Source organism: Photobacterium sp. Hal280 (genome assembly GCF_037162255.1).
Lineage (GTDB): Bacteria > Pseudomonadota > Gammaproteobacteria > Enterobacterales > Vibrionaceae > Photobacterium.
Genome location: NZ_JARLUO010000005.1, coordinates 834562 through 861272, shown reverse-complemented (window position 1 = coordinate 861272; position 26711 = coordinate 834562). Strand labels below are relative to the sequence as shown.

The 26711-nt window shown below is 50.9% G+C and carries 23 protein-coding genes and 3 pseudogenes; 12 read left to right on the top strand and 14 right to left on the bottom strand.

The features are described from left to right. Positions 1-23 precede the first annotated feature (23 nt). Positions 24-482, bottom strand: coding sequence for a xanthine phosphoribosyltransferase (gene gpt / locus P4S53_RS13360; protein ID WP_027253874.1), 459 nt, complete (start codon positions 480-482; stop codon positions 24-26). Between the two features lie 51 nt (positions 483-533). Beyond that, complete coding sequence (locus P4S53_RS13355) at positions 534-1823, bottom strand: NCS2 family permease (RefSeq protein WP_337113029.1); 1290 nt, start codon at positions 1821-1823, stop codon at positions 534-536. 1031 nt (positions 1824-2854) lie between these two features. On the opposite strand from P4S53_RS13355, the gene P4S53_RS13350 reads away from it, so the two are divergent. Together P4S53_RS13350 and P4S53_RS13345 are read left to right on the top strand one after the other, a co-directional pair. Next, on the top strand, positions 2855-4498 hold the full coding sequence (locus P4S53_RS13350) for a methyl-accepting chemotaxis protein (RefSeq protein WP_337113028.1): 1644 nt from the start codon (positions 2855-2857) through the stop codon (positions 4496-4498). A gap of 130 nt (positions 4499-4628) precedes the next feature. Continuing rightward, positions 4629-6089: an aminoacyl-histidine dipeptidase gene (locus P4S53_RS13345; protein WP_337113027.1), complete on the top strand. Its 1461-nt coding sequence runs from the start codon at positions 4629-4631 to the stop codon at positions 6087-6089. 68 nt (positions 6090-6157) lie between these two features. Here the strand turns inward: P4S53_RS13345 and dinB are convergent, their stop codons facing one another. From dinB to bolA, 10 genes and pseudogenes are all read right to left on the bottom strand, one after another. Beyond that, the gene (dinB, locus tag P4S53_RS13340; protein WP_337113026.1) at positions 6158-7240 is read right to left on the bottom strand and encodes a DNA polymerase IV; all 1083 of its coding nucleotides are present in this window, start codon (positions 7238-7240) and stop codon (positions 6158-6160) included. Between the two features lie 145 nt (positions 7241-7385). After that, positions 7386-7607, bottom strand: coding sequence for a (Na+)-NQR maturation NqrM (gene nqrM, locus P4S53_RS13335; RefSeq protein WP_027253869.1), 222 nt, complete (start codon positions 7605-7607; stop codon positions 7386-7388). Positions 7608-7621: 14 nt separating this feature from the next. Then, positions 7622-8617 (bottom strand): FAD:protein FMN transferase, encoded by a 996-nt coding sequence (locus tag P4S53_RS13330; protein WP_337114485.1) that lies wholly within the window; start codon positions 8615-8617, stop codon positions 7622-7624. A gap of 170 nt (positions 8618-8787) precedes the next feature. Next, complete coding sequence (nqrF, locus tag P4S53_RS13325) at positions 8788-10011, bottom strand: NADH:ubiquinone reductase (Na(+)-transporting) subunit F (protein WP_337113025.1); 1224 nt, start codon at positions 10009-10011, stop codon at positions 8788-8790. Positions 10012-10033: 22 nt separating this feature from the next. After that, complete coding sequence (gene nqrE, locus P4S53_RS13320; RefSeq protein WP_027253866.1) at positions 10034-10630, bottom strand: NADH:ubiquinone reductase (Na(+)-transporting) subunit E; 597 nt, start codon at positions 10628-10630, stop codon at positions 10034-10036. A 7-nt stretch (positions 10631-10637) separates the two neighbouring features. Continuing rightward, the gene (locus P4S53_RS13315) at positions 10638-11270 is read right to left on the bottom strand and encodes an NADH:ubiquinone reductase (Na(+)-transporting) subunit D (RefSeq protein ID WP_337113024.1); all 633 of its coding nucleotides are present in this window, start codon (positions 11268-11270) and stop codon (positions 10638-10640) included. Next, entirely contained in the window at positions 11263-12054 is a 792-nt protein-coding gene (locus P4S53_RS13310) for a Na(+)-translocating NADH-quinone reductase subunit C (RefSeq protein ID WP_337113023.1), read from the bottom strand. Before P4S53_RS13310 ends, P4S53_RS13315 begins: the two co-directional genes overlap by 8 nt. Next, complete coding sequence (locus P4S53_RS13305; protein WP_337113022.1) at positions 12044-13288, bottom strand: NADH:ubiquinone reductase (Na(+)-transporting) subunit B; 1245 nt, start codon at positions 13286-13288, stop codon at positions 12044-12046. Before P4S53_RS13305 ends, P4S53_RS13310 begins: the two co-directional genes overlap by 11 nt. A gap of 3 nt (positions 13289-13291) precedes the next feature. Continuing rightward, positions 13292-14631: pseudogene (locus P4S53_RS13300) on the bottom strand (Na(+)-translocating NADH-quinone reductase subunit A). A 731-nt stretch (positions 14632-15362) separates the two neighbouring features. Beyond that, the gene (gene bolA, locus P4S53_RS13295) at positions 15363-15674 is read right to left on the bottom strand and encodes a transcriptional regulator BolA (protein WP_337113021.1); all 312 of its coding nucleotides are present in this window, start codon (positions 15672-15674) and stop codon (positions 15363-15365) included. 182 nt (positions 15675-15856) lie between these two features. Here bolA and P4S53_RS13290 point away from each other — a divergent pair, with 182 nt between their 5' ends. From P4S53_RS13290 to P4S53_RS13245, 10 genes and pseudogenes are all read left to right on the top strand, one after another. Beyond that, complete coding sequence (locus P4S53_RS13290; RefSeq protein WP_337113020.1) at positions 15857-16999, top strand: methyltransferase; 1143 nt, start codon at positions 15857-15859, stop codon at positions 16997-16999. Between the two features lie 57 nt (positions 17000-17056). Next, positions 17057-17626: a YajG family lipoprotein gene (locus P4S53_RS13285; protein WP_161459126.1), complete on the top strand. Its 570-nt coding sequence runs from the start codon at positions 17057-17059 to the stop codon at positions 17624-17626. Then, positions 17626-18180, top strand: a complete 555-nt coding sequence (locus P4S53_RS13280; RefSeq protein ID WP_337113019.1) for a peptidylprolyl isomerase — start codon at positions 17626-17628, stop codon at positions 18178-18180. The genes P4S53_RS13285 and P4S53_RS13280 overlap by 1 nt, the downstream gene beginning before the upstream one ends. 42 nt (positions 18181-18222) lie before the next feature. Next, entirely contained in the window at positions 18223-18459 is a 237-nt protein-coding gene (locus P4S53_RS13275; protein WP_337113018.1) for a hypothetical protein, read from the top strand. After that, positions 18459-18584, top strand: coding sequence for a hypothetical protein (locus tag P4S53_RS13270; RefSeq protein WP_337113017.1), 126 nt, complete (start codon positions 18459-18461; stop codon positions 18582-18584). Before P4S53_RS13275 ends, P4S53_RS13270 begins: the two co-directional genes overlap by 1 nt. A gap of 126 nt (positions 18585-18710) precedes the next feature. Continuing rightward, a pseudogene (locus P4S53_RS13265) lies at positions 18711-20073 on the top strand (AmpG family muropeptide MFS transporter). Between the two features lie 395 nt (positions 20074-20468). Continuing rightward, positions 20469-21257, top strand: coding sequence for a nucleoside-specific channel-forming Tsx family protein (locus tag P4S53_RS13260; protein ID WP_337113015.1), 789 nt, complete (start codon positions 20469-20471; stop codon positions 21255-21257). Positions 21258-21565: 308 nt separating this feature from the next. Continuing rightward, positions 21566-22377 (top strand): annotated as a pseudogene (locus tag P4S53_RS13255) (nucleoside-specific channel-forming Tsx family protein). Positions 22378-22482: 105 nt separating this feature from the next. Further along, positions 22483-23382 (top strand): 2-dehydropantoate 2-reductase, encoded by a 900-nt coding sequence (panE, locus tag P4S53_RS13250; protein WP_337113014.1) that lies wholly within the window; start codon positions 22483-22485, stop codon positions 23380-23382. Then, entirely contained in the window at positions 23375-24004 is a 630-nt protein-coding gene (locus tag P4S53_RS13245) for a DJ-1 family glyoxalase III (protein ID WP_337113013.1), read from the top strand. Before panE ends, P4S53_RS13245 begins: the two co-directional genes overlap by 8 nt. A 109-nt stretch (positions 24005-24113) precedes the next feature. On the opposite strand, the gene thiI is transcribed toward P4S53_RS13245, so the two are convergent. Then, complete coding sequence (thiI, locus tag P4S53_RS13240) at positions 24114-25562, bottom strand: tRNA uracil 4-sulfurtransferase ThiI (RefSeq protein WP_337113012.1); 1449 nt, start codon at positions 25560-25562, stop codon at positions 24114-24116. Positions 25563-25766: 204 nt separating this feature from the next. Continuing rightward, the gene (locus tag P4S53_RS13235; RefSeq protein ID WP_337113011.1) at positions 25767-26708 is read right to left on the bottom strand and encodes a flagellar motor protein MotB; all 942 of its coding nucleotides are present in this window, start codon (positions 26706-26708) and stop codon (positions 25767-25769) included. Between the last annotated feature and the right edge of the window lie 3 nt (positions 26709-26711).

Below are 26711 nucleotides of genomic sequence, written 5' to 3'. Positions count from 1 at the left end.
AATTCAGGGGGGACTGTTTTTACTTAGCGCTTGGCAATCGGATCCACAAAGGTCACTGCCATATCCCAGGGTTGCTCAATCCAGGTATCCTGAGCAATATCGACAACATAATCATCAACCAGGTGTTTACCGGCAGGTTTGGCGCATACGGTCACGAATTTTGCTTTCGGGTACATAGCACGGATCATTTCAGCCGTACCGCCGGTATCCACCAGATCGTCCACCACGATAAAGCCGTCACCGTCACCCTCTGCTTTTTTCAGTACTTTCATATCACGCTGATGATCGTGGTCATAGCTTGAAATACAGACTGTATCAACATGACGAATACCCAGTTCACGCGCAAGAATGGCAGCCGGTACCAGACCGCCACGGCTTACCGCGATAATGCCTTTCCACTGCTCAGCCGGCAGCAGCTTCTCAGCTAACTGACGTGTGTAGCTCTGCATGTTGTCCCAGGTGATGACGAACTTATTACTCATATCCGATGAACCTCTAAATCAGCGAATAAAAACCGCTGGTCGATAAACAAATTATAAAAAGATGATTTTAGCTGCAAACAGTGCGGCAATAACCCAAACGCTGATGTTCACCTCGCGTCCTTTTCCACTGAGCAATTTCACTGCAGCATAGGTGATAAAGCCCAGCGCGATACCTTCCGCGATAGAATATGTTAGCGGCATTAGCAGGCAAACCACAACTACAGGTGCTGCTTCTGTTAAGTCACGCCAGTCAATTCCCACCAGACCTGACATCATCAGAATGGCCACGTAAAACAGCGCACCCGCCGTTGCGTACGCAGGCACCATGCCAGCCAGTGGCGAGAAGAACAGCGCCAGCAGGAAAAGAACACCAACAGTCACAGCCGTCAGGCCAGTCCGGCCACCCGCAGCAACCCCCGCCACACTTTCAACGTAAGAGGTGGTGTTGGATGTCCCCAGCAAAGCCCCCACTGAGGTCGCTGTACTGTCTGCCAGCAGCGCACGGTTCAGTCGTGGTAACTTGCCGTCTTTATCCACCATATCGGCTTTGGTTGCTACACCAACCAAAGTGCCGGCAGTGTCAAACAAGTCCACGAACAGGAAGGCAAAAACAATCGACACCAGACCCACATCCAAGGCACCACTAAAGTCCAGTTGCATGAAAGTCGGCGCGATGCTTGGCGGCGCGGAAACAATTCCGCTGTATTGGATGTCGCCAAACAGGATCCCCAGGCCCGTTACGATCAAAATCGCCAGCAGGACGGCGGCTTTCAATCCACGGTGTACCAGAGCAATGGTCAGCACGAAGCCCAATGATGCCATGACGGCAGAAAAGCTTGTCAGATCACCGACATGTACCAGAGTGGCTGGATTATCGACGACAATACCGGCACTTTGCAGTGCGATAAAGGCCAGGAATAATCCGATTCCCGCCGTGATACCAATCCGGAGAGACATAGGAATGGCATTGATCAACCATTCCCGTACTTTGAGCAGGCTCAGGGCAATGAAACACAGGCCAGAGAAGAAGACCGCCGCCAGCGCTACCTGCCAGGTATGCCCCATTCCCAACACAACGGAATAAGTAAAGAACGCATTCAAGCCCATACCTGGCGCCTGAGCAACCGGGTAATTGGCCACCAGGCCCATCACAAAGCAACCTATCATGGCTGCCAGACAGGTCGCCACAAAGACCGCACCTTTATCCATCCCAGTGGCCGACAACATCGACGGATTCACAAAGATAATATAGGCCATCGTCAGGAAGGTCGTCGCACCTGCCAGCACTTCAGTACGAACGTCCGTACCGTTTTCACTCAACTTAAACAGTTTCTCAAGCATTGCTCTCTGGTCCTTGGAGAAAAGTGTTTGCTACCTCTGAAACGCAAAAAGTATTACCGCAAATAGTAAACGATTGCGTCACAGTAATTTTGGGGGGCGATTATAGGCTTATCAGTAGTAAATTACCAGACTGGTCAGAAATATCCGCCAGTGTCAGATATATGGCTGATTTTAGTCCATCTCATTTCCAACACCCAACACAAATAAATAAAAATCAATAACTTAAACAAATGTCATCATGCGTATTATTTAAGCAATTAAATTTTTCACAGCAAAAGCAAACGCTTAATCATAGATAAAGAGTGAAATCTTTACTCTGTTTGGCTGAATGTAATCGAATACATTCCTTTTCGCAGTATTTCCGTCGGAAATGCCGGGGAAAACACATTGAGTGAAGCGGAAGATAAAAAAAACGCCACCCTTTCCCGGGTGGCGGCAAAACTAAGTTATCGGGTCTCGGTCGGCAGCAAACACTGCGGCAGAGCAACCATCTGGTTAGTCTTCAAAGTTAGGGGTGAACATCTGTTCGCAACGCTAAGGTTGCAGGCACATAGGGGGAGATGTGCCGTGAGCAATTCAATTATCAGTAACCAAAAGATCGCGGGTAGCTAAACGCACCACTGAAAACGCCTTGATTGTTCCAAAATTTTGCTGTGGATTCATATACATTCATAACAACGACTTCCTAATTTATTTCTATTGCCTGGAGGCTGCCTGAGAGCAACCTGGCCACCAATCTCGGTTCCCTGGAGTTCATGCACTGACCTTTCCCTGTGCTAACTATCGTTTTTCAACTTGGGAAAATAATAACCAATTGGTAATTTAATTACAATTTAAATTTTAACTGCGTCACACTTTTATGGATTAATCTCTCAAAAACACCCATTGTCGATAATTTATTACACCGTGGTTTATGTTAACCCGGCCGTAAATCTACACAAATGAGACTAAAGTGGCATACCTAATTCCCGAATAAGCAGACAACATCGGTTAAGATCATTTGCCTGAGTGCAAGCAAGGAAGAAAGCGCTATGACAAAACTCCCTCACTTACGTTCACTATCGATCAGCAGCCGTCTGTATCTGCTGGGCTTGATCATTACCATTCTGACCCTGCTCCCGCTGATTACCTTTATATCCGGCTATCAGGATACCCTTCTGGACCAAAAACGAGATAAAGCCAGAAATCTGGTCGAGAGCGCCCATAGTTTGCTGACCTACTACTACCAGCAGGAAACTCAGGGCAAGCTGACCCGTATTGAAGCACAACATCAGGCGAAACAGGCTATCGCCAGCTTGCGCTACGAGAAGAATGATTACTTCTGGATTAACGATAACCATCCCAAGATGGTGATGCACCCGTTCAAACCTGAGCTGGACGGTAAAGATCTCTCCCAGTTCAAAGATCCGCTCGGCCATACACTGTTTGTCAGCATGGCAAATATCGTCAGGCAGCAAAGCCAGGGCTTTGTCGATTATCAATGGGAAAAACCAGGTCACTCAGAGCCGGTTGATAAAATTTCCTATGTCAAAGGATTTGCCCCCTGGGGATGGATTCTGGGATCTGGGATTTATGTCGATGATGTCAAAGCGCTGTTTTACGCAGAATTACAACGCCTCGGGCTCATTCTGGCCGCTTCATTGATCCTGATGCTGGTGCTGGCCAAAGTGATTGGCCGCAGCATTACTGCCCCGTGTGAATCTACCTTGCAGGCCATGCAGGATATTTCCCGCGGTGAAGGTGATTTAACCCGACGCCTGCCGGTTCAGGGGAATGATGAACTGAGCCGTATTGCTGCAGCCTACAATCAGTTTGCCGATAGAATCAGTGACATGCTGCGGGCAGTCGAACCCGTCAGTGAGCATATCAGTTCGGCCGCCAGTCAGCTCAATGCCGTCGCCCATACCACGGCCGAGAGTGCCAGTCAGGCGCATCAGGGGGTAGATTCGGTAGCCTCGGCCATGACAGAGCTGCATTCCAGTAATCAGGAAGTCGCACGTTCAGCCGCGACCGCGGCCGATGCCGCAACCGCAGCACAATCTCACAGTGAACAGGGGCTGAGTGTCGTGTCTCGCTCGGGAGAGGAAATGCGCGCCCTGCTCGCCTTGCTGGATGAAACCAATAAAAGTGCACAAGCATTGGCCGAAGATTCTGAAACCATAGGGGCTGTGCTGGATGTAATCCGCAACATTGCCGAGCAGACCAACCTGCTGGCACTCAATGCTGCCATTGAAGCGGCTCGGGCCGGTGAGCAGGGACGAGGTTTCGCCGTGGTCGCCGATGAGGTGCGCACCCTGGCGACCCGCACTCAGTCCAGCACCAATGAGATAGAAACCATTATCACCCGGCTGCAGAATCGCTCCAGCAACGTCAGTAACGCCCTGATCCAGACCAGTGAGCAATCAGCCAGTACGGTGAAACATGCCCAGGATGTCGCCAATGCACTGGAAGCAATCAGTCAGCAAATTCACACGATTCGAGACCTCAATCAACATATTGCGGACGCCAGCCAGCAGCAGTCCGATGCGACAGAAGCCATTAACATCAGCCTGTCGCAGCTGAGTGAACACAGCCACAGCCATGTTTCGCAAGGACAGCAGATTGCGGCAGCCAGTGAGCAACTGCTCACTAGTGGTCGTCACCTGAATGTACAGATCTCTCAATTTAAGATTTAGCGAAAAGAAAAGTGGATTAATAGCAAGCTCTCTGTGGCTGAGGTAAGATATTCGTCTGCCTGTTCCGGAAAATCACCCTATGATAGTCCGGTTCAGGCAGCATGAATGACAGTTTATTAGGGAGAGTTCTGTGTCTGAAATCAGCCATCTTTCGCCACAAATCGTGTGGCAATTCTTTGATCAAATTTGCGCGATACCACACCCGTCCAAACATGAAGAGGCGTTGGCACAGCACATCATTCGTTTTGCTGAAAGCGAAGGGCTGGCCGTGCGCCGGGATACCACTGGCAACTTATTGATTAAGAAACCAGCCACGGCGGGAATGGAAAACCGCAAAGGCGTGGTGCTTCAGGCCCACATTGATATGGTTCCGCAAAAGAATGAAGACACAGAGCACGACTTTGCAGTTGACCCGATTCAGCCTTATATCGACGGTGAGTGGGTCACCGCCCGAGGCACAACGTTAGGTGCGGATAACGGTATCGGTATGGCGACCTGTCTGGCTGTGCTGGCCTCGAAAGACATTGAGCACGGCCCTCTGGAAGTGCTGCTGACCGTGGATGAAGAAGCCGGGATGACAGGCGCCTTTGGTCTGCAGGAAGGCTGGCTGGAAGGCGATATTCTGCTCAACACCGATTCAGAGCAGGAAGGCGAAATCTACATGGGCTGCGCCGGTGGCGTTGATGCCGAGCTTTCCCTGACGATTGAGCGTGAGGCGGTACCGGCTGATCACACAGCTGTCAAACTGACGATCAAAGGCCTGAAAGGCGGACACTCAGGCTGTGATATTCACACCGGCCGGGCCAACGCCAATAAACTGCTGGGACGTTTTCTGTTTGCCCATGCTGCAGCGCTGGGGCTGCGTGTCCACAGCCTCAAAGGCGGCACACTGCGTAACGCAATTCCCCGCGAAGCCTTTGCCATCGTCACCCTGCCAGCCAATCAAGCTGATGCGCTGCAATCGCATTTCAACCAATTCCAAAGCATACTGAATGCCGAGCTGGGTAACATAGAAACCGGCATCAAACTGTCGCTTGAAAACAGCGAATTGCCTGGTGATGTCTTGTCTGCTGACAGCCAGCAGCGTCTGCTGGCGATGATCAATGCCTGTCCGAACGGTGTGGTACGCATGAGCGATGACATTCCCGGTGTCGTCGAAACCTCACTGAATCTGGGTGTGATCACCACAGAAACTGACCGCGTGATCCTGCTGTGCCTGATCCGCTCACTGATCGACTCCGGACGCAGCAGTGTTGAACACGTACTGAGCGCCCTGGCCCAGCTGGCCGGCGCACAGTGTGAATTCTCCGGCGCCTATCCGGGCTGGAAACCCGACCAGGACTCCGAAGTCATGCATCTGTTCCGCGAAACTTATAAAGATATTTACGGTAACAGCCCGGATATCATGGTGATCCATGCAGGCCTGGAATGTGGCTTGTTTAAAGAGCCGTACCCGAATATGGATATGATTTCTTTCGGTCCGACCATTAAATTCCCGCATTCCCCCGACGAAAAGGTGAACATTAAAACCGTTGGCCTGTTCTGGGAACAAATGGTCGCCATCCTGAAACAGATCCCGGTGAAAGCCTGATAAACGCAGCGGGGAGCTTATCGCTCCCCTCTGTCTGTTCCGAAGAAGCTGAGTTTTCTGAAACACACCTACCAATCAAACGACAATTGCTGGGCTTTGACGCCCGATTCCAGCCCGACACTGATGCCGACTAAGCGAATTTCCCGCCCTTTTTGTCTGGTCAGGGCTTCGGCCAGTAAAGCGGCGAACTGCTGCTTCTGCAATACCGATTGAATATGCTCGACCGTGGTTTGCTGAAAATCGGCAAATTTTATTTTCACTCCCTGACGGGCAATGCGCAGATCCGGACGCACCTTTCTGAGCCGTGCTTCTAATTCGGGATACAGCTGCTCTATGATTTGCCAGCATTCGGCGTAGTCTGCAATGTTACGGGCGAAGGTTCTCTCGACACCAACGGATTTTCGCTCACGCGAGACCACCACCTCACGCTCATCAATACCGTGCGCCCGCGACCACAGCGATTGGCCAAATTTGCCAAACTGTTTTAACAACTCCCGCCTGTCATAAGCTTGCACATCCTTGCCGAGATACAGGCCGATATCGTGCAGCTTTTGAATGGTGACTTTGCCCACACCCGGTATTTTCTCCAATGGCAAGTCGGCCACAAAAGCAGGCACCTCGGCGGGCGTCACCACATACTGACCATCCGGCTTATTCATGTCGGAGGCGATTTTGGCAATGAATTTTACCGGTGCCACACCGGCAGAAGCTGTGAGATGCAACTCTTCACGAATAGACTGGCGGATATCCTGAGCAATCAAAGTCGCTGAGCCGCGGTGCAGAGTGCTGTCTGTAACATCCAGATAGGCTTCATCGAGTGAAAGGGGTTCAATCAGCGCAGTATAACGTTGGAAAATCGCCCTGATTTGTTGGGAGACCTCTTTATAGACGGCCATTCTGCCGGGTACCAGTACCAGATCCGGGCAAAGCTGCATTGCCTGAGCCGTCGGCATCGCAGAACGTACGCCGAATTGCCGGGCCAGATAATTACAGGTACTGAGCACTCCCCGCTGTTCAGAGCGGCCACCGATAGCAATAGGGACATGTTGCAGTTCAGGGTTGTCGCGCATCTCAACCGCAGCAAAAAAGCAGTCCATATCAACATGGATAATTTTTCGTTGATGGCTGTCGGTCACGGTTTTATCTGGCATAACATCGGGCTTTCAGCCTGTGGCTGGACAATAAGTACTGTTTTTATACACAGCATTATATGTGCTCGCCAGGCAGATAGCGAGCAACAAAAAGCCCGCGGTAGTATCCACGGGCTTTTGATTCTGCGAGAACGTCAGACTTCGATCAGATAATCTGATTTTTCTTCCACTCTTCCTGCTTAGCGGCGCGAGCTTCACGCTTCAAACGCTTATCACAGGGCTCAGGGCAGTCACATTCTTTTTCAATGCCGACCGCGCCCAGGCCACCACAGCTACCAGCGACTGTTTTGCGCTGGAAAATGTAGCCGACAGCCATTGCGACTATCACTAACAGAAAAACGCCAAAGGTTGTTACATATACCAACATAGGATGCTCTCAACTTATTTCTTCTGCATGTAAGTCGTGAAGGCATCAGAGGCATATTCCTTAAAACCTTCATCCGTACTTACAATCAACAGAACTGGCCAATTTTCTTGGTTTGCCAGTGCGATTGCTTTCTCTTCCCCCATGACAGAAAATGCCGTTGCCAGGGCGTCTGCTGTCATACATTTAGGATGCATCACAGTGACTGAAACCACACGGTTCGTAATCGGCTTGCCTGTGATGGGATTGATCAGATGTGAGTAGCGTACACCATTTTCTTCAAAATAGTTACGATAATCACCCGAAGTGGCTACCGCCATTTCACCCGGCTCAACCACTTCCTGGATAGAGCGACTGCCGTCTTCCGTTGGCTTTTCAATGGCTATCCGCCATGGCACACCTTCCAGATTTTTGCCTTTCAGGCGAATTTCACCACCGATTTCAACCAGATAGTCATTCACCCCCAAAGAGGCAATATAGTCAGCCACAACATCGACGCCGTAGCCCTTTGCAATGGATGACAGATCGACATACAGTCCGGGCAAATCTTTCACCAAAGCGTTACCTTCAACCTTCAGATGCTCTATACCGACTTCCTGACGACGGGCATCCAGCTCTTCATCTGTTGGTACCACATCCGGGCGGGCTTCCGGTCCGAAACTCCATAAGTTGACCAAAGGACCAACCGTCACATCCAATGCCCCATCAGTCAGTTTAGCCAAGCGAACCGCCTCTTGTACCACTGTCGCCGTATCGGCCGACACTTCAAACGGCTCGCTGCTTCGATGCTGATTAAATTGGCTGAGCTCGGAGTCCTCACGATAGGTCGACATCTGATCGTTAACCAGTTCAAGGCGGCGATCAATTTCTTTCTGAAGTGCCACTTCGCTCGGTAAGCCTTCCTGCTCAATCAACTTGATCGAATAATAGGTCCCCATTGTTGAGCCGGTCAGGTGAATTAACTGACGCTGCTCACTACAGCCACTGACAACCAGTGCCATCACCAGCAGCATGGCTGCCCGGGTGAATCGTTTCATCATGCGGGGATCTCCCAAATACTGACAATGTCGCTCAGCTGCCGTTCACACGGCAGTGATACGCTCTAAGGAAAATTAATACGAGGCTTGACGAAAAATGGCTGATCCAAAGGATCAGCCATTTTAGAGGAAGACCTCAGGCAGGGTTAGCCACCAAAGTCATCCAGCAGGATGTTTTCGTCTTCAACACCCAGATCTTTCAGCATACTGATAACAGCTGCGTTCATCATCGGTGGACCGCACATGTAGTATTCGCAGTCTTCCGGCGCTTCATGATCTTTCAGGTAATTTTCATAAAGCACATTGTGGATGAAACCTGTGTAACCGTCCCAGTTGTCCTCTGGCAGAGGATCCGACAGGGCACAGTACCACTTAAAGTTATCATTCTCGTTCTGCAGCATATCGAAATCTTCCACATAGAACATTTCACGCTTAGAACGTGCACCGTACCAGAAGGTCATCTTACGCTTAGACTGCAAACGCTTCAGCTGGTCAAAGATGTGTGAACGCATCGGTGCCATACCTGCACCACCGCCGATAAACACCATCTCAGCATCGGTATCTTTCGCGAAGAACTCACCAAACGGACCAGAGATCGTCACCTTGTCACCCGCTTTCAGTGACCAGATGTACGAAGACATGATACCTGGTGGCACATCCGGATTACGAGGTGGCGGCGTAGCGATACGCACGTTCAGCATGATAATGCCTTCCTCTTCCGGATAGTTCGCCATTGAGTAAGCACGAATTGTTTCTTCGTTAACCTTTGACTCGTAACGGAACAGGTTGAACTTGTCCCAGTCTTCACGGAATTTCTCAGGTACGTCGTAATCGGCATACTTCACATGGTGCGGTGGCGCTTCAATCTGAATATAACCACCAGCACGGAAAGGTACTGATTCGCCGTCCGGGATGCCCAGCTTCAGCTCTTTGATGAAGGTCGCTTTGTTATCGTTAGAGATAACAGAACATTCCCACTTTTTCACACCAAAGATTTCTTCCGGCAGTTCGATGTCCATGTCGGCTTTCACGTTCACCTGGCAAGACAGACGCTCACCTTCACGTGCTTCACCTTTAGTGATGTGATCCAGTTCCGTTGGCAGAATATCACCGCCACCAGATTTGATTTTCACGCGGCACTGACCGCATGAACCACCACCACCACAAGCAGAAGAGACAAAGATGCCGCTGCCTGCCAGTGCGCCCAGAAGTTTACCACCCGCAGGGGTTGTGATTGCTTTTTCCGGGTCGTTATTGATTGAGATAGTAATGTCACCTGATGGTACCAGCTTGGATTTAGCGAACAGAATCACTAATACCAGAGCCAGGATAATCAAGGTGAACATAACTACGCCAAGAATAATATCCATGAATTATTCCTTATTATCCTGATTACAGCTGTACACCGGAGAAGGACATGAAGCCCAACGCCATGAGACCTACAGAGATGAAAGTAATACCCAGGCCACGCAGACCGGCAGGTACGTCAGAATACTTCATCTTCTCGCGAATACCCGCCAGGGCAACGATAGCCAGCATCCAGCCCACACCTGAGCCAAAGCCGTATACCACAGACTCCGCGAAGTTGTAGTCACGCTGTACCATGAAAGATACGCCACCGAAGATTGCACAGTTCACAGTGATCAACGGCAGGAAAATACCCAGCGCGTTGTACAGCGGCGGGAAGAAACGGTCCAGAATCATTTCCAGAATCTGTACCAGCGCCGCGATAACACCGATAAAAGTGATAAAGTTCAGAAACGTCAGATCAACGCCTTCAACAATGGCGCCGTCTTTCAGCAACAGGTTATAAACCAGGTTGTTTACCGGTACTGAGATAGTCAGTACAACAGTAACTGCGACACCCAGACCAAAAGAGGTTTTGACTTTCTTCGATACCGCCAGGAACGTACACATCCCCAGGAAGAAAGACAGTGCCATGTTCTCGATGAAGATCGAACGAACCAGTAAGCTAATATAATGTTCCATGTTTCCCTTACTCCTTCGCTTCTACTTGTTCTGGACGGAATGTACGGATAGTCCAGATCATGAAGCCAATCAGGAAGAAGGCAGACGGTGCCAACAACATGATACCGTTCGGCTGATACCAGCCACCTTCAGAGATCAGCGGCAGCACTTGCATACCAAACAGTTTGCCTGAACCCAGCAGCTCACGGAAGAAACCGACTGTCAGCAATACGAAACCGTAACCCAGACCGTTACCGATACCATCCAGCAAAGATGGCAGGGGAGCAGATTTCATTGCATAAGCTTCTGCACGACCCATAACGATACAGTTAGTGATGATCAGGCCTACAAATACAGACAGCTGCTTAGAGATGTCGTAAACGAACGCTTTCAGCACCTGGTCAACCACGATAACCAGCGAGGCAATAATCGCCATCTGAGCGATAATACGCACGCTGTTCGGGATTTGGTTACGCACCAGAGAAACAAAGAAGTTGGAAAATGCAGTAACAAAGGTTACCGCCAGCGCCATAACGAACGCAGTTTCCAGCTTAGTGGTTACAGCCAGCGCTGAACACACACCCAGTACCTGCAAGGCGATCGGGTTGTTGCTTAAGATCGGCCCAAACAGGACTTTTTTCATTTCTTTCGTATCAGCCATTGTTCAGGCCTCCGTTACGCACTTTAGTCAGGAACGGACCGAAGCCGTTTTCACCTAACCAGAAGTTGAAGGTGTTCTGTACGCCGTTACTTGTCAGGGTTGCACCAGACAGGCCGTCAATACCATGAACATCACCTTCAGGCGCACCACCTTTCACGACACGGATTGCAGGGGCAAAACTATCATCAAACAGTTTCTTACCTTCCCACTGTGCACGCCATTTCGGGTTCTCAACTTCACCACCCAGTCCAGGGGTTTCACCCTGTTCATAGTAAGTGATGCCAGACACTGTGTTGCCGTCAGTTTCAACTGCAACAAATGCGTACATCATGGACCAAAGCCCTTTGCCGTTGACTGGCAGAATCAGTTTCTCAACTTGGTTGTTTGCATCTTTTACCAGATAGACTTTGGCAACATTCGCACGGCGGATCAGTTTCGCCGGATCGCTGGCCGGGTCCAGCTTAACGGACAGATCATTCGTTTTCGCTGCGTCACGCTGGTCGTACTCTGCAGGTGATTGACCATCAACAGAATCGACAAAGTTACCGGTAGCCAGATCAACCAGCTTAGGTTCGATGAACTGATTGTAAGTATCTGTAACGTTGATACCGTCTTGCAGCAGGCCCGCTACAGACAGAATGTTACGCTGAACATCCAGTTTGGCGTTGTGTTGCTGCATTGGACGCAACATGACCGCTGCCGTTGATACCACGATAGAGCACACCAGGCTCAGGACAACAACAACAATCAGCGTTTTTTTAATGCTATCGTTCTTATTTGACATGACGAGCCTGTCTCCGTTTGATGTTGGCTTGAGTAACTACATGGTCAATCAGTGGCGCGAACAGGTTCGCGAACAGAATCGCCAGCATCATGCCTTCCGGATACGCCGGGTTAACCACACGAACCAGAACAGCCATCACACCAATCAGGGCACCGTACCACCACTTACCTTTGTTGGTGAACGAAGCAGAAACCGGATCGGTCGCCATGAACATCATACCAAACGCAAAACCACCCAGTACCAGGTGCCAGTGCCAAGGCATCGCGAACATTGCGTTGGTATCAGAACCAATAATGTTGAACAGGGTTGCAGTTGCAACCATACCAATCAGGGTACCGGCAATGATGCGCCAGGACGCAATGCCCAGGTACACGATGAACGCGCCGCCAAGCAGAATGAACAGGGTTGAGACTTCACCGATTGAACCCGGAATGCGACCAATGAATGCATCCATCCAGGTCACCGCTTCGCCGGTAACCGTGTTAATCAGCGCCGACTGGCCACCGTTCGCCCATTGGCTCAGCGCAGTAGCACCGGAAAAACCATCCGCTGCTGTCCAAACCAGATCACCAGAGATCTGCGCAGGGTAAGCAAAGAACAGGAAGGCACGTCCAGCCAGTGCAGGGTTCAGGAAGTTACGACCCGTACCACCGAAAACTTCTTTCGCGACGACAACACCAAAGGTAATCCCCAGTGCGGCCTGCCACAAAGGCAATGTCGGCGGAACGATCAGCGCAAACAGAATCGAAGTGACGAAGAAACCTTCATTCACTTCATGCTTACGAACCATACAGAACAGCACTTCCCAGAAGCCACCCACGATAAATACCGTGGCATAGATAGGCAGGAAGTAAGTCGCACCCAGCAGCATTTTACTGCCCCAGCCTGCGTCAGCACCTAAGGTGCCGCCCAGAGACTCGGTCAGCCAGTAATGCCAGTCACCGCCAATAATGGCAGCCAGCTGATCACCCGCATACAGGTGGTTCAGGGCAACAACAGCCTGATGGCCGACGTTATACATGCCCCAGAACATGGCAGGGAAGACAGCAAGCCAAACCATGATCATGATGCGTTTCAGGTCGATACTGTCACGCACGTGAGAGCCTGTACGTGTCACCATACCCGGGGTGTAAAGCACGGTTGCAACTGCTTCATACAGTGCAAACCACTTCTCATGCTTACCACCTGGCTCAAAGTGGTGTTCGATCTGCTCGAGGTAATTCTTGAGGCTCATGAATTATCCTTCCTTCTCAATCTTGTCCAGGCATGCACGCAGCATTGGACCGTACTCATACTTACCTGGGCACACGAAGGTACACAGTGCCAGATCTTCTTCATCCAGCTCCAACGCACCCAACTGCTGGGCACTGTCAGTATCGCCAGCGCACAGATCACGCAATAGCAGTGTCGGTTCGATGTCCAGCGGCATGACACGCTCATAGTTACCGATTGGCACCATAGAACGCTCACTACCATTGGTCGTGGTTGTCATGTTGTACAGTTGGCCTGGGAAAAACTGGCTAAAGAAAGCACGTGTTACAGAGAATTTATTCTTACCAGGTACGATCCAGCCCATGAACTCTTTCTCACGGCCTTCACGCAGCGCAGAAACCTGCAGGTGATAACGACCAAGATAAGCATGAGGACCAATCGCCGGAATGCCATTCAGGACAGAGCCTGACAGCACACGCAGTTCACCGGTTAGCAATTCTGATTCAGTCAGCTGATCAATAGACGCACCGATCACAGTACGAACCAGACGAGGGTTGTTGACGGCAGGTCCTGCCAGAGAAACAACACGCTGAGTGTACAGCTCACCAGTCAGGAATAACTGACCGAAAGCAATCACATCCTGATAGTTCAGGTGCCAAGCAACGTTATGCGCGTCAGCACCGAACAAAGTATGGATGTGCGTACCGACCAGACCAGCAGGGTGCGGTCCGTTAAATACGTGCTCTTCCACATTGGCTTCGCTGCTGCGTGGCAGGCTTGCACCTGACTTGGACACATACACCTTACCACCAGTCAGACGAGACAGAAGCGTCAGACCAGCGACAAAGGCTTCGCCTTGCTCGTTGATGATCACTTCTGGGTTCGCTGCCAATGGATTGGTATCCATTGCATTGACAAAAATCGCCTGTGTTTCAGAATCGATCGCTGGGACCTTACTGAATGGACGGGTACGTAACGCTGTCCACATACCGGACTCAACCAGCTGCTCGACAATCACAGCACGATCCAGTTGAGCCAGCTCAGCTTTGTCATAGCGGTTAAAGGTGATTTGCTCATCGCCCTCAACATCAATGACAACAGACTGAAGCACACGCTTCGCTCCACGGTTGACTTCCAACACCTTGCCGCTGGCCGGAGCAGTAAATTTCACGCCTGGGTTCTTCTTATCTTCGAAGAGCACCTGACCTTTTTTACTACATCCCCAACGCGGACATGCATGGTTGGACGCATACCCACGTATTCTTCGCCAAGCAAGGCGACTCGAGAGATGGATTTACCATCATTTATCGCCTGGGTAGGAGTCCCTGCAATTGGGATATCCAGCCCCTTCTTTATTGTAATCATACGCACTTGCACTACATTAACGGGAAAAAGAACTTGTTATTGCGCAACTTAGACACGACTTTCCTTGGTCCGAGGCCGGCTTTCCAGCAACCAGCACCGCAACATCCTATTAACTCTTTCATCACACATTTAAGATGACGAGTTTTTTCGAGGGCCGGATTTTAGCATTAATCAACAGGTTTTTACTATGGCAAACCTCGCTAATCGAACCGAAATTCAGCGATAGCTGATGTGCTAATAATCACGAGAACAGATAAATTTGACTCAACGCACACTTGCGCTGAATCTTCTGCTTGTTGCCTCGAAAATTATATTTTTGTGCTATTTACAAATTGGTATCAAAACGTCAACACCAAAGGACAGTCGGTAAAACTAACGCATTCAATGGTCATAAAACAGTAAAATTCGACGCAAAACTGCATCGAATTTGCAACATATGTTTTCATCCGCTGGCTCAGGCATTACCGAACATTTCACCACATTCGGGACTCATTATAGTCGCCAGAGATGAGAAAAGGCTTGCTAACTCAGCGGCGCCGCCAGCACCGCAAGGCCAGTAGCAGGGCTATCACAGGCACTCTGTGACTTCACGGTGCGTATACTACGCCATCACTCAGTTATTGATGACTATCAACTTCAAACTTCGGACTGTAAAAAACCGCAACAAGATGCGGTTTTTGCTCCGAGGTGTCATTCACTACGGTTCAGTCGCTGGATGTATTCATCATATCTTAACCAAACTTACTGCCACCCAAACAAGCGGGAGAAGCCGGAGCAGACTGCTGCGCCTGCCATTCATCCGGGGTGTAAGTGTGAATCGCCAGCGCATGAATGTGATTGGCCAGCTCATCGGCCAGTACCGTATTAATGACTCTATGGCGACCAATCAGGCGCTGACCTTCAAATTCATGACTGACCACTATCACTTTAAAATGACTTTCTGCGCCTTCTGGCACATTGTGCATATAGCTTTCATTGCGCACTTCCAGATAAGTCGGTGCCAATGCGGCTTGCAGTTTCTGTTCAATACGTTCCTGGATCATAAGGCCTCCTGACGCCAGCATGTTGGGGTCTGAGCAAGAATAGCGAATAAAAATGCGGCGATATTCTGAAAATCGCGGTGTGATGCTTATCATAACAACACACTTCTCACGGATAGACTTTGCAGCTAGGTCAGCATCTGCGAAAATATTCAACCCGACAACATACCCTAAAGATAGCCTGAATGAAACCTGAGCTCACCCTGCACGGCCAGACCCTGCAACTGAACCGATACCCGATTCGTCAACATGAAACCTTGCAAGCCTGGGATGCCGCAGATGAATACCTGATCAACCAGGTTGAAGACATGAAACAGAAGCAGGCGCTCACGCTTGACGCAGATCGCCCTGTGCTGATCATGAACGACAGTTTTGGTGCCTTGGCATGCTGGTTCGCCGGTCAGGGACAAACGGTATCTGTGGGTGACTCATACATTGCAAGAACGGCCAGCCAGCACAATTTGGCCGCAAATGCGCTGCCGGACATCAGATTTGCAGACTGTCTGGCCCCGGTGCCCCCGCAGACCCAGCTGGTACTGCTGAAGCTGCCTAAAAATAACCGGCTGCTTGTCTGGCAGCTCACCCAGCTTTGTGCCGCTTTACCTGAAGACTGTGTGGTGATTGCTGCCGCTAAAGCCAGAGACATACATTCCTCGACACTCAAACTGTTCGAGAAACATCTGGGCCCGACCAGTACGTCACTGGCAGTGAAAAAAGCACGTCTGATTTTCTGTCAGCCGGATAAAAATCTGGCAGCACCGCTGCCGGAAGCCCAGCGCTGGGAGGTGCCTGAGTACAAGCTCACCTTGACCAACCATGCCAATGTGTTTTCCGGTGACAGCCTCGATATCGGTGCCAGGTTATTGCTGGAGCATATCCCTCAGGATCCGGCACTGAAGCACATTATCGACTTAGGGTGCGGAAACGGGGTCATTGGTGTGCAGGCAGCCAGACTCAACCCACAAGCGAAAGTGACCTGTGTCGATGAAAGCTACATGGCCGTGGCGTCTTGCCGGGAAAATGCTGACCTGAATCTGACTCATCCGGCTCAACTCGAGGCTAAAGTAGATAACTGTCTGGAAAGTATGGCAAATAGCGACGCAGACCTGGTGTTATGCAACCCGCCTTTCCACCAGCAAAATACCATTACCGATCATATTGCCTGGCAAATGTTCTGTGATGCAAAGCAAAGCCTAAAGCAGCACGGACGTTTGATAGTGATCGGTAACCGTCATCTTGGCTATGATGGAAAACTTAAGCGCCTGTTTGCTAAAGTGCATAAAATTGCTCAGAACCCTAAATTTGTGGTTTATCAAGCTGAAAAATAAGCCCATAATTTTGCTCATTGCGGCTGGCGACAGCCTGTTAAATAAGGAACAAACCGGATGAAACCTTTCATTTTCGCCGTCTCTCTGCTGGCGCTGACGGCCTGTACGGCACCGACTGACTCCCAGCTTTCTATCCAGCCCTCTCCTTCACTGGCCAAACAGCCAGACCTGGAAGGGCAAAGCCTGACCCTTGAAAGCCGCGACCTGCGCACCGCCCAGTTTGTTGCTGTGGTTGATAACGGCGATCAGAACGTCCATCCCTTGCACGCGAAAGAAAACCTGCGCCTGACATTACAAGACGCACTTTCTCGTCAGCTGAGCTCTCAGGGCGTACAAATCGGCCACGAAAGCCAGAACACCATGCGACTGGATATTCTGGAAGCTATCGTCAATGTCAAACAAAGCGCCTTCAGCCACACCCTGAACAGCAAGCTGCAGCTGCAGCTGGTTCTGACAACTCCTAACGGAAAATTCATCAAACGTTATGCGGGTAAATCATCCCGCGAGGGCGCGATGACAGCGTCCACAGAGTCAATGGAAGTGGCAATGACCGGCCTGATGGATGCCGTCCTGCGTGACATCCAGTCTGATACGGAACTGAACAGCTACATGGAGGAAAACCTGTAATGCGACATTTTATCACCGCCACCCTGCTGGCACTTTCGTTTTCAGCCTCGGCCGCCACTCAGGTTGCCATTGAAACCAGTCTGGGCGAATTTGTGGTTGAGCTGAATGAAGCGCAAGCGCCCGTCACCACCAAGAACTTCCTGCGCTATGTCGAAGACGGCAGCTATGTGGGCACCATTTTCCACCGGGTGATTCCGGGATTCATGGCGCAAGGCGGCGGGTTTGATGCCGATTTGCAGCAGCGCCCGAGTTACGAGCCTATCAAAAATGAGTCAGATAACGGCCTGAGCAACCAAAGAGCCACTATCGCCATGGCGCGGACACAAGTGGCCGATTCAGCCACGCGTCAGTTCTACATCAATTACCAGAACAATACCTTTCTTGACGGCAACCCGGGCAAGCCGGGTTATGCGGTGTTCGGAAAAGTTGTGAAAGGGTTCTCAGTTATTGAAAAAATGGCCGCGATTCCTACCACAACAGTCCGCTCAATAGGTATGAAAGATGTGCCTCAGCAGCCTATAGTTATTAAAGCTATTAACCTAATCAACAAGTAGATTGACGCCCCTGGCCGTTAATCTTCGGCCAGGGTGGTGCCTATGCTCAAACTTGTTTCCTCAATACCGGATGTGCCGACAGAGCAAATTGCCAATCACATTACTGATTACGCACCCGCTCTGGCGATCTCGATGCTGGGCACCATCAACGGTGATACCAGCTACGACTCCTTAAAAAAACCTGCACTGAGCATCTGCATGACTGGTGGCTGCTGTCGATCCCCAGCGGTACGCCTGACAATGCCTATGAGTCCGTGTACTGGTATCTGCTGCATTTGATGGAATCACTGGAAGAGCACCAGTTGCTGGGTAACTGCTTTATCCAGTTTCGCGTCACAGCCGGCGCTAAATTCCTGCTGGGCATCGGTGAAGCCCCCGAAAAAATGCAGGGCATTCGCCCCTAAAGCAGTACTTTGCCCCCAAACTCACCACACTTTGACTTTCCGATGGTTTTTCTTACCCGCGCTTGCTGTTACCTTATAGCGCTAAATCTGGAACCAGATAGTAATAAGTAGCAGAGGCCACTCCACATGGAGCACACCGTCGACGAACGCCCGAACACCGGGTGGCGCGTATATCTCGAAAAAAGTTCTCATCATGCTGGCACTCGGATTTTCGTCCGGTCTGCCCATTTTGCTGGTCTTTGGCACCCTGTCCTTCTGGCTGCGTGAAGCCGAAGTCAGCCGCACTGATATTGGCTATTTCAGCTGGGTCGCGCTCGCGTACGGCTTTAAATGGATCTGGTCACCGCTGATAGACCGCTTCCCCGTCCCTGTCCTGTCAAGCCTGTTGGGCCGGCGCCGTGGCTGGATGGTGTTCTCGCAGTTGCTGATCATTGCTTCACTGTGCGGTATGGCGTTAAGTAATCCGCAGATTGATTTATACCAGTTAGCGGTATTTGCGGTGATAGTGGCGTTTTCTTCTGCGTCGCAGGACATCGTGATTGATGCCTACCGGATAGAGCTGGCAACGGAACGCCTGCAAGCCGCGCTGGCTGCCGCTTATATGACAGGCTACCGGCTGGCCATGATCATGGCTGGCGCTGGCGCGCTGGCCTTTGCCGCTTTATTTGGTTCAGACACCGGCTATGATCCGATTGGCTGGAAGACGGCCTATTTCATCATGGCCGGCTTTATGGCCGTCGGCCTGATCACCGCGCTTTGCATTCATGAACCCGCACGTAACGGCAAAGAAATGGATGCGCTGGAAGCGGAGATCCGCCAAAGGCTGGCAGCCGGAAACATGCCGCACTGGCTGGCCCGGATGTGTGCCTGGTTTTACACCTCTGCGATCATGCCTTTTATCGATTTCTTCTCGCGTTATGGGAAAGCCGGCCTGCTGCTGCTGGCGCTGATCGGCTGCTACCGTATCTCAGACGTCGTCATGGGCGTGATGGCCAACGCTTTCTATGTCGACATGGGATTCAGCAAAACCGAGGTGGCTTCTGTCTCGAAAATATACGGGGTGATTATGACACTGGCCGGGGCGGGCCTGGGCGGTATATTAATTTACCGCTATAACACGCTACGGATTCTGGCCTTAGGCGCTGTGCTGGCTGCTTTCACGAACCTGCTGTTTATGGCCTTCACCTATATTGGCAACAGCCTGCCGATGCTGACTTTGGTGATCTCGATTGATAACCTGAGTGCCGGCATTGCCACCGCCGCCTTTATTGCTTTTATGTCCGGCCTGACCAACGTGGCGTTTTCTGCCACCCAATATGCCCTTTTCAGTTCCATCATGTTGCTGTTCCCGAAATTTCTCGCCGGTTTTTCAGGCCTGTTTGTGGATCACTGGGGCTATAACATCTTCTTTCTGAGTACCGCACTGATCGGCTTACCTGTGCTGATCCTCATCAAAGCGGTGGCGAAATACGCCCCGCATCAGAACTAAAATAGCCTTGTCCGGGAACTTTATCTGACCTGAGCGTTCCAATATGCCAGGTCAGATAGCTTGCCCCGCTCCCCTCTGTTTCTATATCTGTTGATAATTCTGACTCTCAAGTTGACTTTATTTGATCTCAGTTAACTTTCCCGCATACCAGACATGCGCAATAACTGACCCATTACTCATTTAGATCAGAAAAATTACATCCAATAGCGAACAAAAAGAGATCAAAATCACTTTTGATTTTTTTGCAATCCATTACACAAGATCAAACTCACAATCAAAAAACAACTGGTCATTTGTTACATTCACATTAGTGACATCAAACAATACACTTCCCGCCATTGATACGGACTGGTCAAAAAAGTCCGGTGTTTTAATTCAATTAGCGAGAGTTGACGATGCGTAAATCCCTTGTTGCACTGAGTGTACTGGCAGCTTCCCTGTCTGCTGCGACCAATGCTGCTGATTACACCGACGGTAATATCCACAAGAACGACTACAAATGGTCTCAGTTCAACCTGATGTACGCATTTGACGAGCTGCCAGGCGAATCCAGCCACGACTACCTGGAAATGGAATTCGGCGGTCGTTCAGGTATCTTCGACCTGTACGGTTATGTCGACATCTTCAATCTAACCAGCGATCCAGACAGCGATAAAGCTGGCAGACCGAAGATGTTCATGAAGTTTGCACCACGCGTTTCTCTGGATGCGCTGACCCAGACCGACCTGTCTTTTGGTCCAGTCCAAGAGCTTTATGTAGCAACTCTGTTCAACTGGGATGGCAGTGCTGATGGCGTAAACAACTCTTTCGTTGGTCTGGGCTCTGATGTGAACGTACCTTGGCTGGGTAAAGTGGGTCTGAACGTCTACGGTCTGTATGACACGAACAAAAAAGACTGGAACGGTTATCAGATTTCGACCAACTGGTTCAAGCCTTTCTATACTCTGGATAACGGCAGCTTTGTGTCTTACCAGGGTTACATTGATTACCAGTTTGGCATGAAAGAAGAGTACGCTTCTGCCAGCAACGGCGGCGCCATGTTCAATGGTATCTACTGGCACTCTGAGCGTTATGCGGTGGGTTACGGCCTGAAAGCCTACAAAGATGTGTACGGTATCAAAGACTCAGATGGCTTCAAATCGACCGGTATCAGCCACTATGTCAGCCTGACTTACAAGTTCTAAGTCTTGCCTTGAGCAACACGCTGAACTCTGCAAAGGCGCCTTCTCGGCGCCTTTGTTTTTGGTTCTAACTCCTGAGACAATTTTATTCTCCTGCCAACCCCTTTCATCTGCCTGATTTGCTGACTGATTTCTAAAGTTACGATCTGTGTCACTCTCCAGAGCACGGATTATTTTCTTACTTCTAAGGCATCCCATCTGCAATCCACTAATCTTTTAAGTTAGACACTGTCTTTCTGTTAAGAAACAAGCCTCTTGACAGAGGTGTGACTAAGCAATGGCAACGATAAACGATAAGTGAGAACGCCAACATGAAACAGACTCGTTTAGCTTTGGCTCTTGGAGCAGCACTGGTATGTCCCGGAGCCGCTTTTGCCGCTGATTATACTGACGGCGATATCCATAAGAATGACTATAAATGGTTTCAGTTCAACCTGATGTACGCACTGGAAGAGTATCCCCGTGCGCCCAGCGATCCATCCGGTCATGACTATCTGGAAATGGAGTTTGGGGGCCGCTCCGGTATTTTTGATCTATACGGTTATGTGGATTTCTTCGATCTGACAGAAAATGACGCCAGTGACAAGAAAGACAGACCCAAAATGTTCATGAAGTTTGCGCCGCGGGTTTCGCTCGATGCGTTAACTAAAACCGATCTCTCATTCGGCCCGGTGCAGGAGCTCTATTTTGCTACCCTGTTCAACTGGGAGGCGGTGCGCAGGACGTCAATAACTCCTTCTGGGGTATAGGCTCCGATATCATGGTGCCCTGGTTTGGTAAAGTCGGCCTGAATCTGTATGGTTTGTACGATGTAAATGCCAAAGACTGGAACGGCTACCAGATCTCCACCAACTGGTTTAAACCCTTTTATACCTTTGCGAATGGCTCATACATTTCCTATCAGGGCTATATTGATTACCAGTTCGGTGCCGATGATGAATTTAACGGCAATTCCCAGGCCACCCATGGCGGGAACTGGTTTAACGGGCTGTACTGGCACTCTGACCGTTTCTCGGTCGGCTACGGCCTGAAACTCTTCTATGATGTCTACCTGATTGAAGATTCTGACAGCTTTGAATCAACCGGCCCATCCCATTATTTCTCTGTCACCTATAAATTCTGAACCACATCCGGTCCGGGTACTCTGGTATCCGGACTTTTACTTTACCCCTTGATTTCCCAGCCGCTACAATAGGCCTCAGTGATTCCTTTCCCAACAGGCAATTCCGTGAAGATTACCTTAGTCGGCGCTGGCGCCATAGGCAGCCTCTGGGCCGGCGCTCTGGCCAGACAAGGCCACACCATCCACCTTTGGCGCCGCCAGACTGACAGCACCTGTACACTGAACTGGCAGGGCCTGGATGCGCCGGATGCAGACACTTTCACCTTTCGCTGTAATCAGCCCGACCAGCTTAGCCGCAGCGATATCGTTCTGATCACAGTCAAAGCCTTTCAGGTCGCTGAGGCAATCAAGAACATCGCGCCCTGGCTGCGCACCGCAACGCCTGTGATTGTGATGCACAACGGCATGGGCACTGAAAAAGAGGTGCTGCAATTGCTGCCGGATAACCCGGTACTGTATGCAACCACCTCTCAGGCGGCTTTACGACTTAGGGCCAATAGCGTACGCCACACGGGCATTGGACCGACCTGGCTGGGCGCAGTCAATAGGGCCGGCAATCAATGGCAGGCATTGGCCAGCGTGCTGAACACGGCTCTGGCTCCCTGCCAGTGGCATGACGATATACACGCTCCGCAATGGCAGAAACTGGCAGTCAATTGCGCCATCAATCCGCTGACGGCCATCCACCAATGCCGCAATGGCAATCTGGCTTTACCGGATTTCGCCGCTGAGCTGACGGACATCTGTCGCGAAGTGGCGGCTGTCATGACAGCCGTCGGCTACACCACCCGCACCGAAACGCTATTGCAACATACTCTGACGGTTATCAAGGCCACGGCGGCCAACTTTTCATCCATGCAGCAGGATGTTGCCAATCAGCGACCAACAGAAATCGACGCCATTACCGGCTTTCTGCTTGAGCAGGCACACCATTTTCAGCTTGCCGCCCCGGCGAATACCGCCGTGTGGCAACAGATCAAACACTTGGAGCAAAATTATGACTAATCCATCGACATCCTCAGTCCTGCCACTAAAAGTGGCTGTCTGTATCGCCCCCGGCAGCGAGGAAATGGAGGTCATCAACACGGTTGATATTCTGATCAGAGCCGGCATGCAAGTCACCATTGCCAGCGTAGCTGAGGATGGCGCACTGGCGGTGAAAGGCTCGCGGGGTATCACACTGACCGCAGACTGCCCGCTGGTTGAGATTGCCGATGAACCGTTCGACTGTGTGGTCCTGCCCGGCGGGCTGCCTGGCGCAGAATATCTCAGAGACAGCACGCTGACGGTTGAATTCGTCAAGCAGCATAAATACGACGGTAAGCTTGTGGCGGCGATCTGCGCCGCGCCTGCTGTGGTGCTGGAACACCACCAGCTGTATCCGGACGCGCTGATGACGGCGCACCCAGCCTTTGTTGATCGGATTCCTGAGCACCGCCGCCGTGAAGGTCGCCGCGTGATGTTTGATGTGAACAATAATCTGCTGACCAGCCAGGCGCCGGGTACATCGCAAGAGTTTGCACTGGAAATCATCACCCTGCTGCTGGGGAAAGCAACAACCGCCAAAGTGGCAGAACCTATGGTGATGTGGCCGAGTATGAGTTATGACGTGGTGGGGAAAAGCTGATATTCCTTCCCCTTCGTAAAGGGGAGGGAATCATCGTGGTTGCAGTCATCGCTGCACGATCCCTCCCCCTTTTCAAGGGGGAGGGAACGAAAAGCAAAGCAATTGAGGGTTATGGACGATAAACCTTCACATTATCGAAGCCATTTTCTTTCAGGTACAGCGCCTGTAAGCGGCTCATCACCCCGCGAGCACAATACAGCAGGTAGGTTTTATCCTGAGGTAAATCACCGAACTGAGTTGCCAGTTTGTAGAAAGGCAGATGCTTGATTTCCACCCCTTCAATGTGCAGCGGGCTTTCATCTTCTTCGTCCGGGCTGCGGATATCCAGCACTGTGCTGTTGCCGTCAATCTGATCCACCAGCTCAATCTCTGGTGCCTGCGCCTGACTTTCTTTTTCGATGTCGCGGATATCGAGGATACGGGCTTCACTCACCACACGATCCAGCACAGCAAAATCAAACTTGGCTTCTTCAGTTTCCAGTTTTTCTTTCACCGCTTTCACGGTCGGGCTTTTCGAGATCACGCCACAGAATTCAGGCATGGTCTTGGCAAAATCTTCGGTGCCGATATCACGGGCAACATTGATAATATCTTCTTTGTCCCAGTTGATCAGCGGACGAAGGATCAGGGTCTCTGTCACATTGTCGATATGACGCAGATTGGTCAGCGTCTGGCTTGACACCTGACCCAGCGCTTCGCCGGTCACCAGCGCCTGAATGCCAAAACGTTCAGCAACCTGGCCTGCCGCGCGCATAAACATACGCTTGAGCACCACGCCCATCTGGCCGTCATCCACATTTTCCAGGATTTCTGCCACAACAGGTTCAAAATCGATGGCAATGAACTTCACTTTGGCCGAAGAGCCGAATTTCTTCCACAGATAGTGAGATACCTGCTTCACGCCAATTTCGTGTGCCGGACCACCCAGATTGAAGAAACAGTAATGCACTTTACTGCCGCGCTTGATGTGCAGATAGCTGGACACACCGGAATCGAAACCACCTGAGATCAGGCTCAGTACGTCTTCCTGGGTCCCCAGCGGGAAGCCACCCAGCCCTTTATGACGGGCAAGCACCTGATTGAGTTTCTCGCCGTCCACTTCAATATTGACCGTCACCTGCGGATTTTTCAGTTGCACTTTGGCACTGTCAAAGGCCTGATTCAGACCACCGCCGACGTAACGTTCCAGCTCTATTGAGGTAAAGTCGTGTTTACCAACCCGCTTGGCGCGCACACAGAAGGTTTTGCCGTCAAGCTGGTTGCCGACATGGGCCAGAGTCTGCTCGAAGATATCGTGCATGTCGGTAAAATCAGTTTGTTTGACTTCCAGCACATGGTGAATCCCAGGTGTCTGGGTCAGTACGGTCAGAACCTGATCACGGAGGCTGTCGTCCTTCACTGTGACATCAATGTAGCTGCGTCGGTTGTACACAGCCACTTGATCAGACAGGCGCTGAAGGATAATGCGGATATTGCACTCCAGGATTTTGGTAAAGCGCTTCCGCACTGATTCACTCTTTACAAAAATCTCTGGATGGGGCTTTACAATAAATTTCATAACATGCTTCGCTTCACAGGGCCTAACTAAAGGCGCGGATTATACAGCAAGCAAGCGGTCGCTGAAATACAAAGGATTATCAGAAAAAACGGCGAGCGCAGAGTTTCACAAACCCGCGGTCTGTCATGGCTCCTGCCCTCGCCGCCTGATGCGTGCTCGTCCTCTCTGGCGAACACGCATCAGGTCCTTACTCAGATTGTAGGCTTAATTTGACGGGACGGCAGATTCCCCTGCCGGGTCGCTGGTCAGTTCATTGGTAAAATGCGGTTTCCCCTGCATGATGGCAATTTCGACCCGGCGGTTACGCTTCCGTCCGTCCAGGGTGTCATTGCTGTCCAGCGGCGAGGTGTCAGCCAGTCCCAGCACGCGCATCCGGTTATGATCAAAGCCCTGCACTTTTTCCATTTCCTGCGCGACAGAAACAGCACGCTGTGCCGACAAGTCCCAGTTGGAACGGTATAGCTCAGAGTCCAGCCGCTGATTATCCGTATGACCAGAAACGGTGATCACGCCAGGCACGTCTTTGACCAGTTCGGCCACCTGGCGCACCAGCGGACGAAATTTGGGTTGCAGAAAGGCCGACCCTTCCGGAAAGGCACCCTTTTCACGAATCCGGATGACCACCTGCTGACCCAGGTTTTCCACCTCGATCAGATTTTCCTGGATTTCTCGCTCAAGGGCCGTTTGCAAGACATCGGCCAGCTGCTGCTGGGCTTGCGTCATTTCCGACTGCGTATTCTGGTTCATCTGGGTGGCGGTATGCTCAGAACGCCCACCGGTCAGCTTACCGGCTTCGCGTTTTGTACCACCGGCTTTCTCTGATTCACCTTCATGAAAATCCAGCGTCCGCTGGGTCATGTCGATCGTTTGCTGCATGATGACTTCAATCGGGGTAGGTTCAGGCCGCCCCGGACGAAATTCCTGTGCAATGACACTGGTGCCTTTCGGAATATCTTTCACTTCCACCATGTTCTGCACACCAAAGGCAAATTTCAGCGAGCCTGCAATTTGCTTGAACTTCAACACGTCCATCTCAGAAAATGACAGCAGCAGCACGAAGAAACACATCAGCAGAGTCGCCAGATCGGCGAACGTTGCCATCCAGGCCGGTGCGCCTTTCTTACAGTTGCATTCGGTCTCGTCCATCAC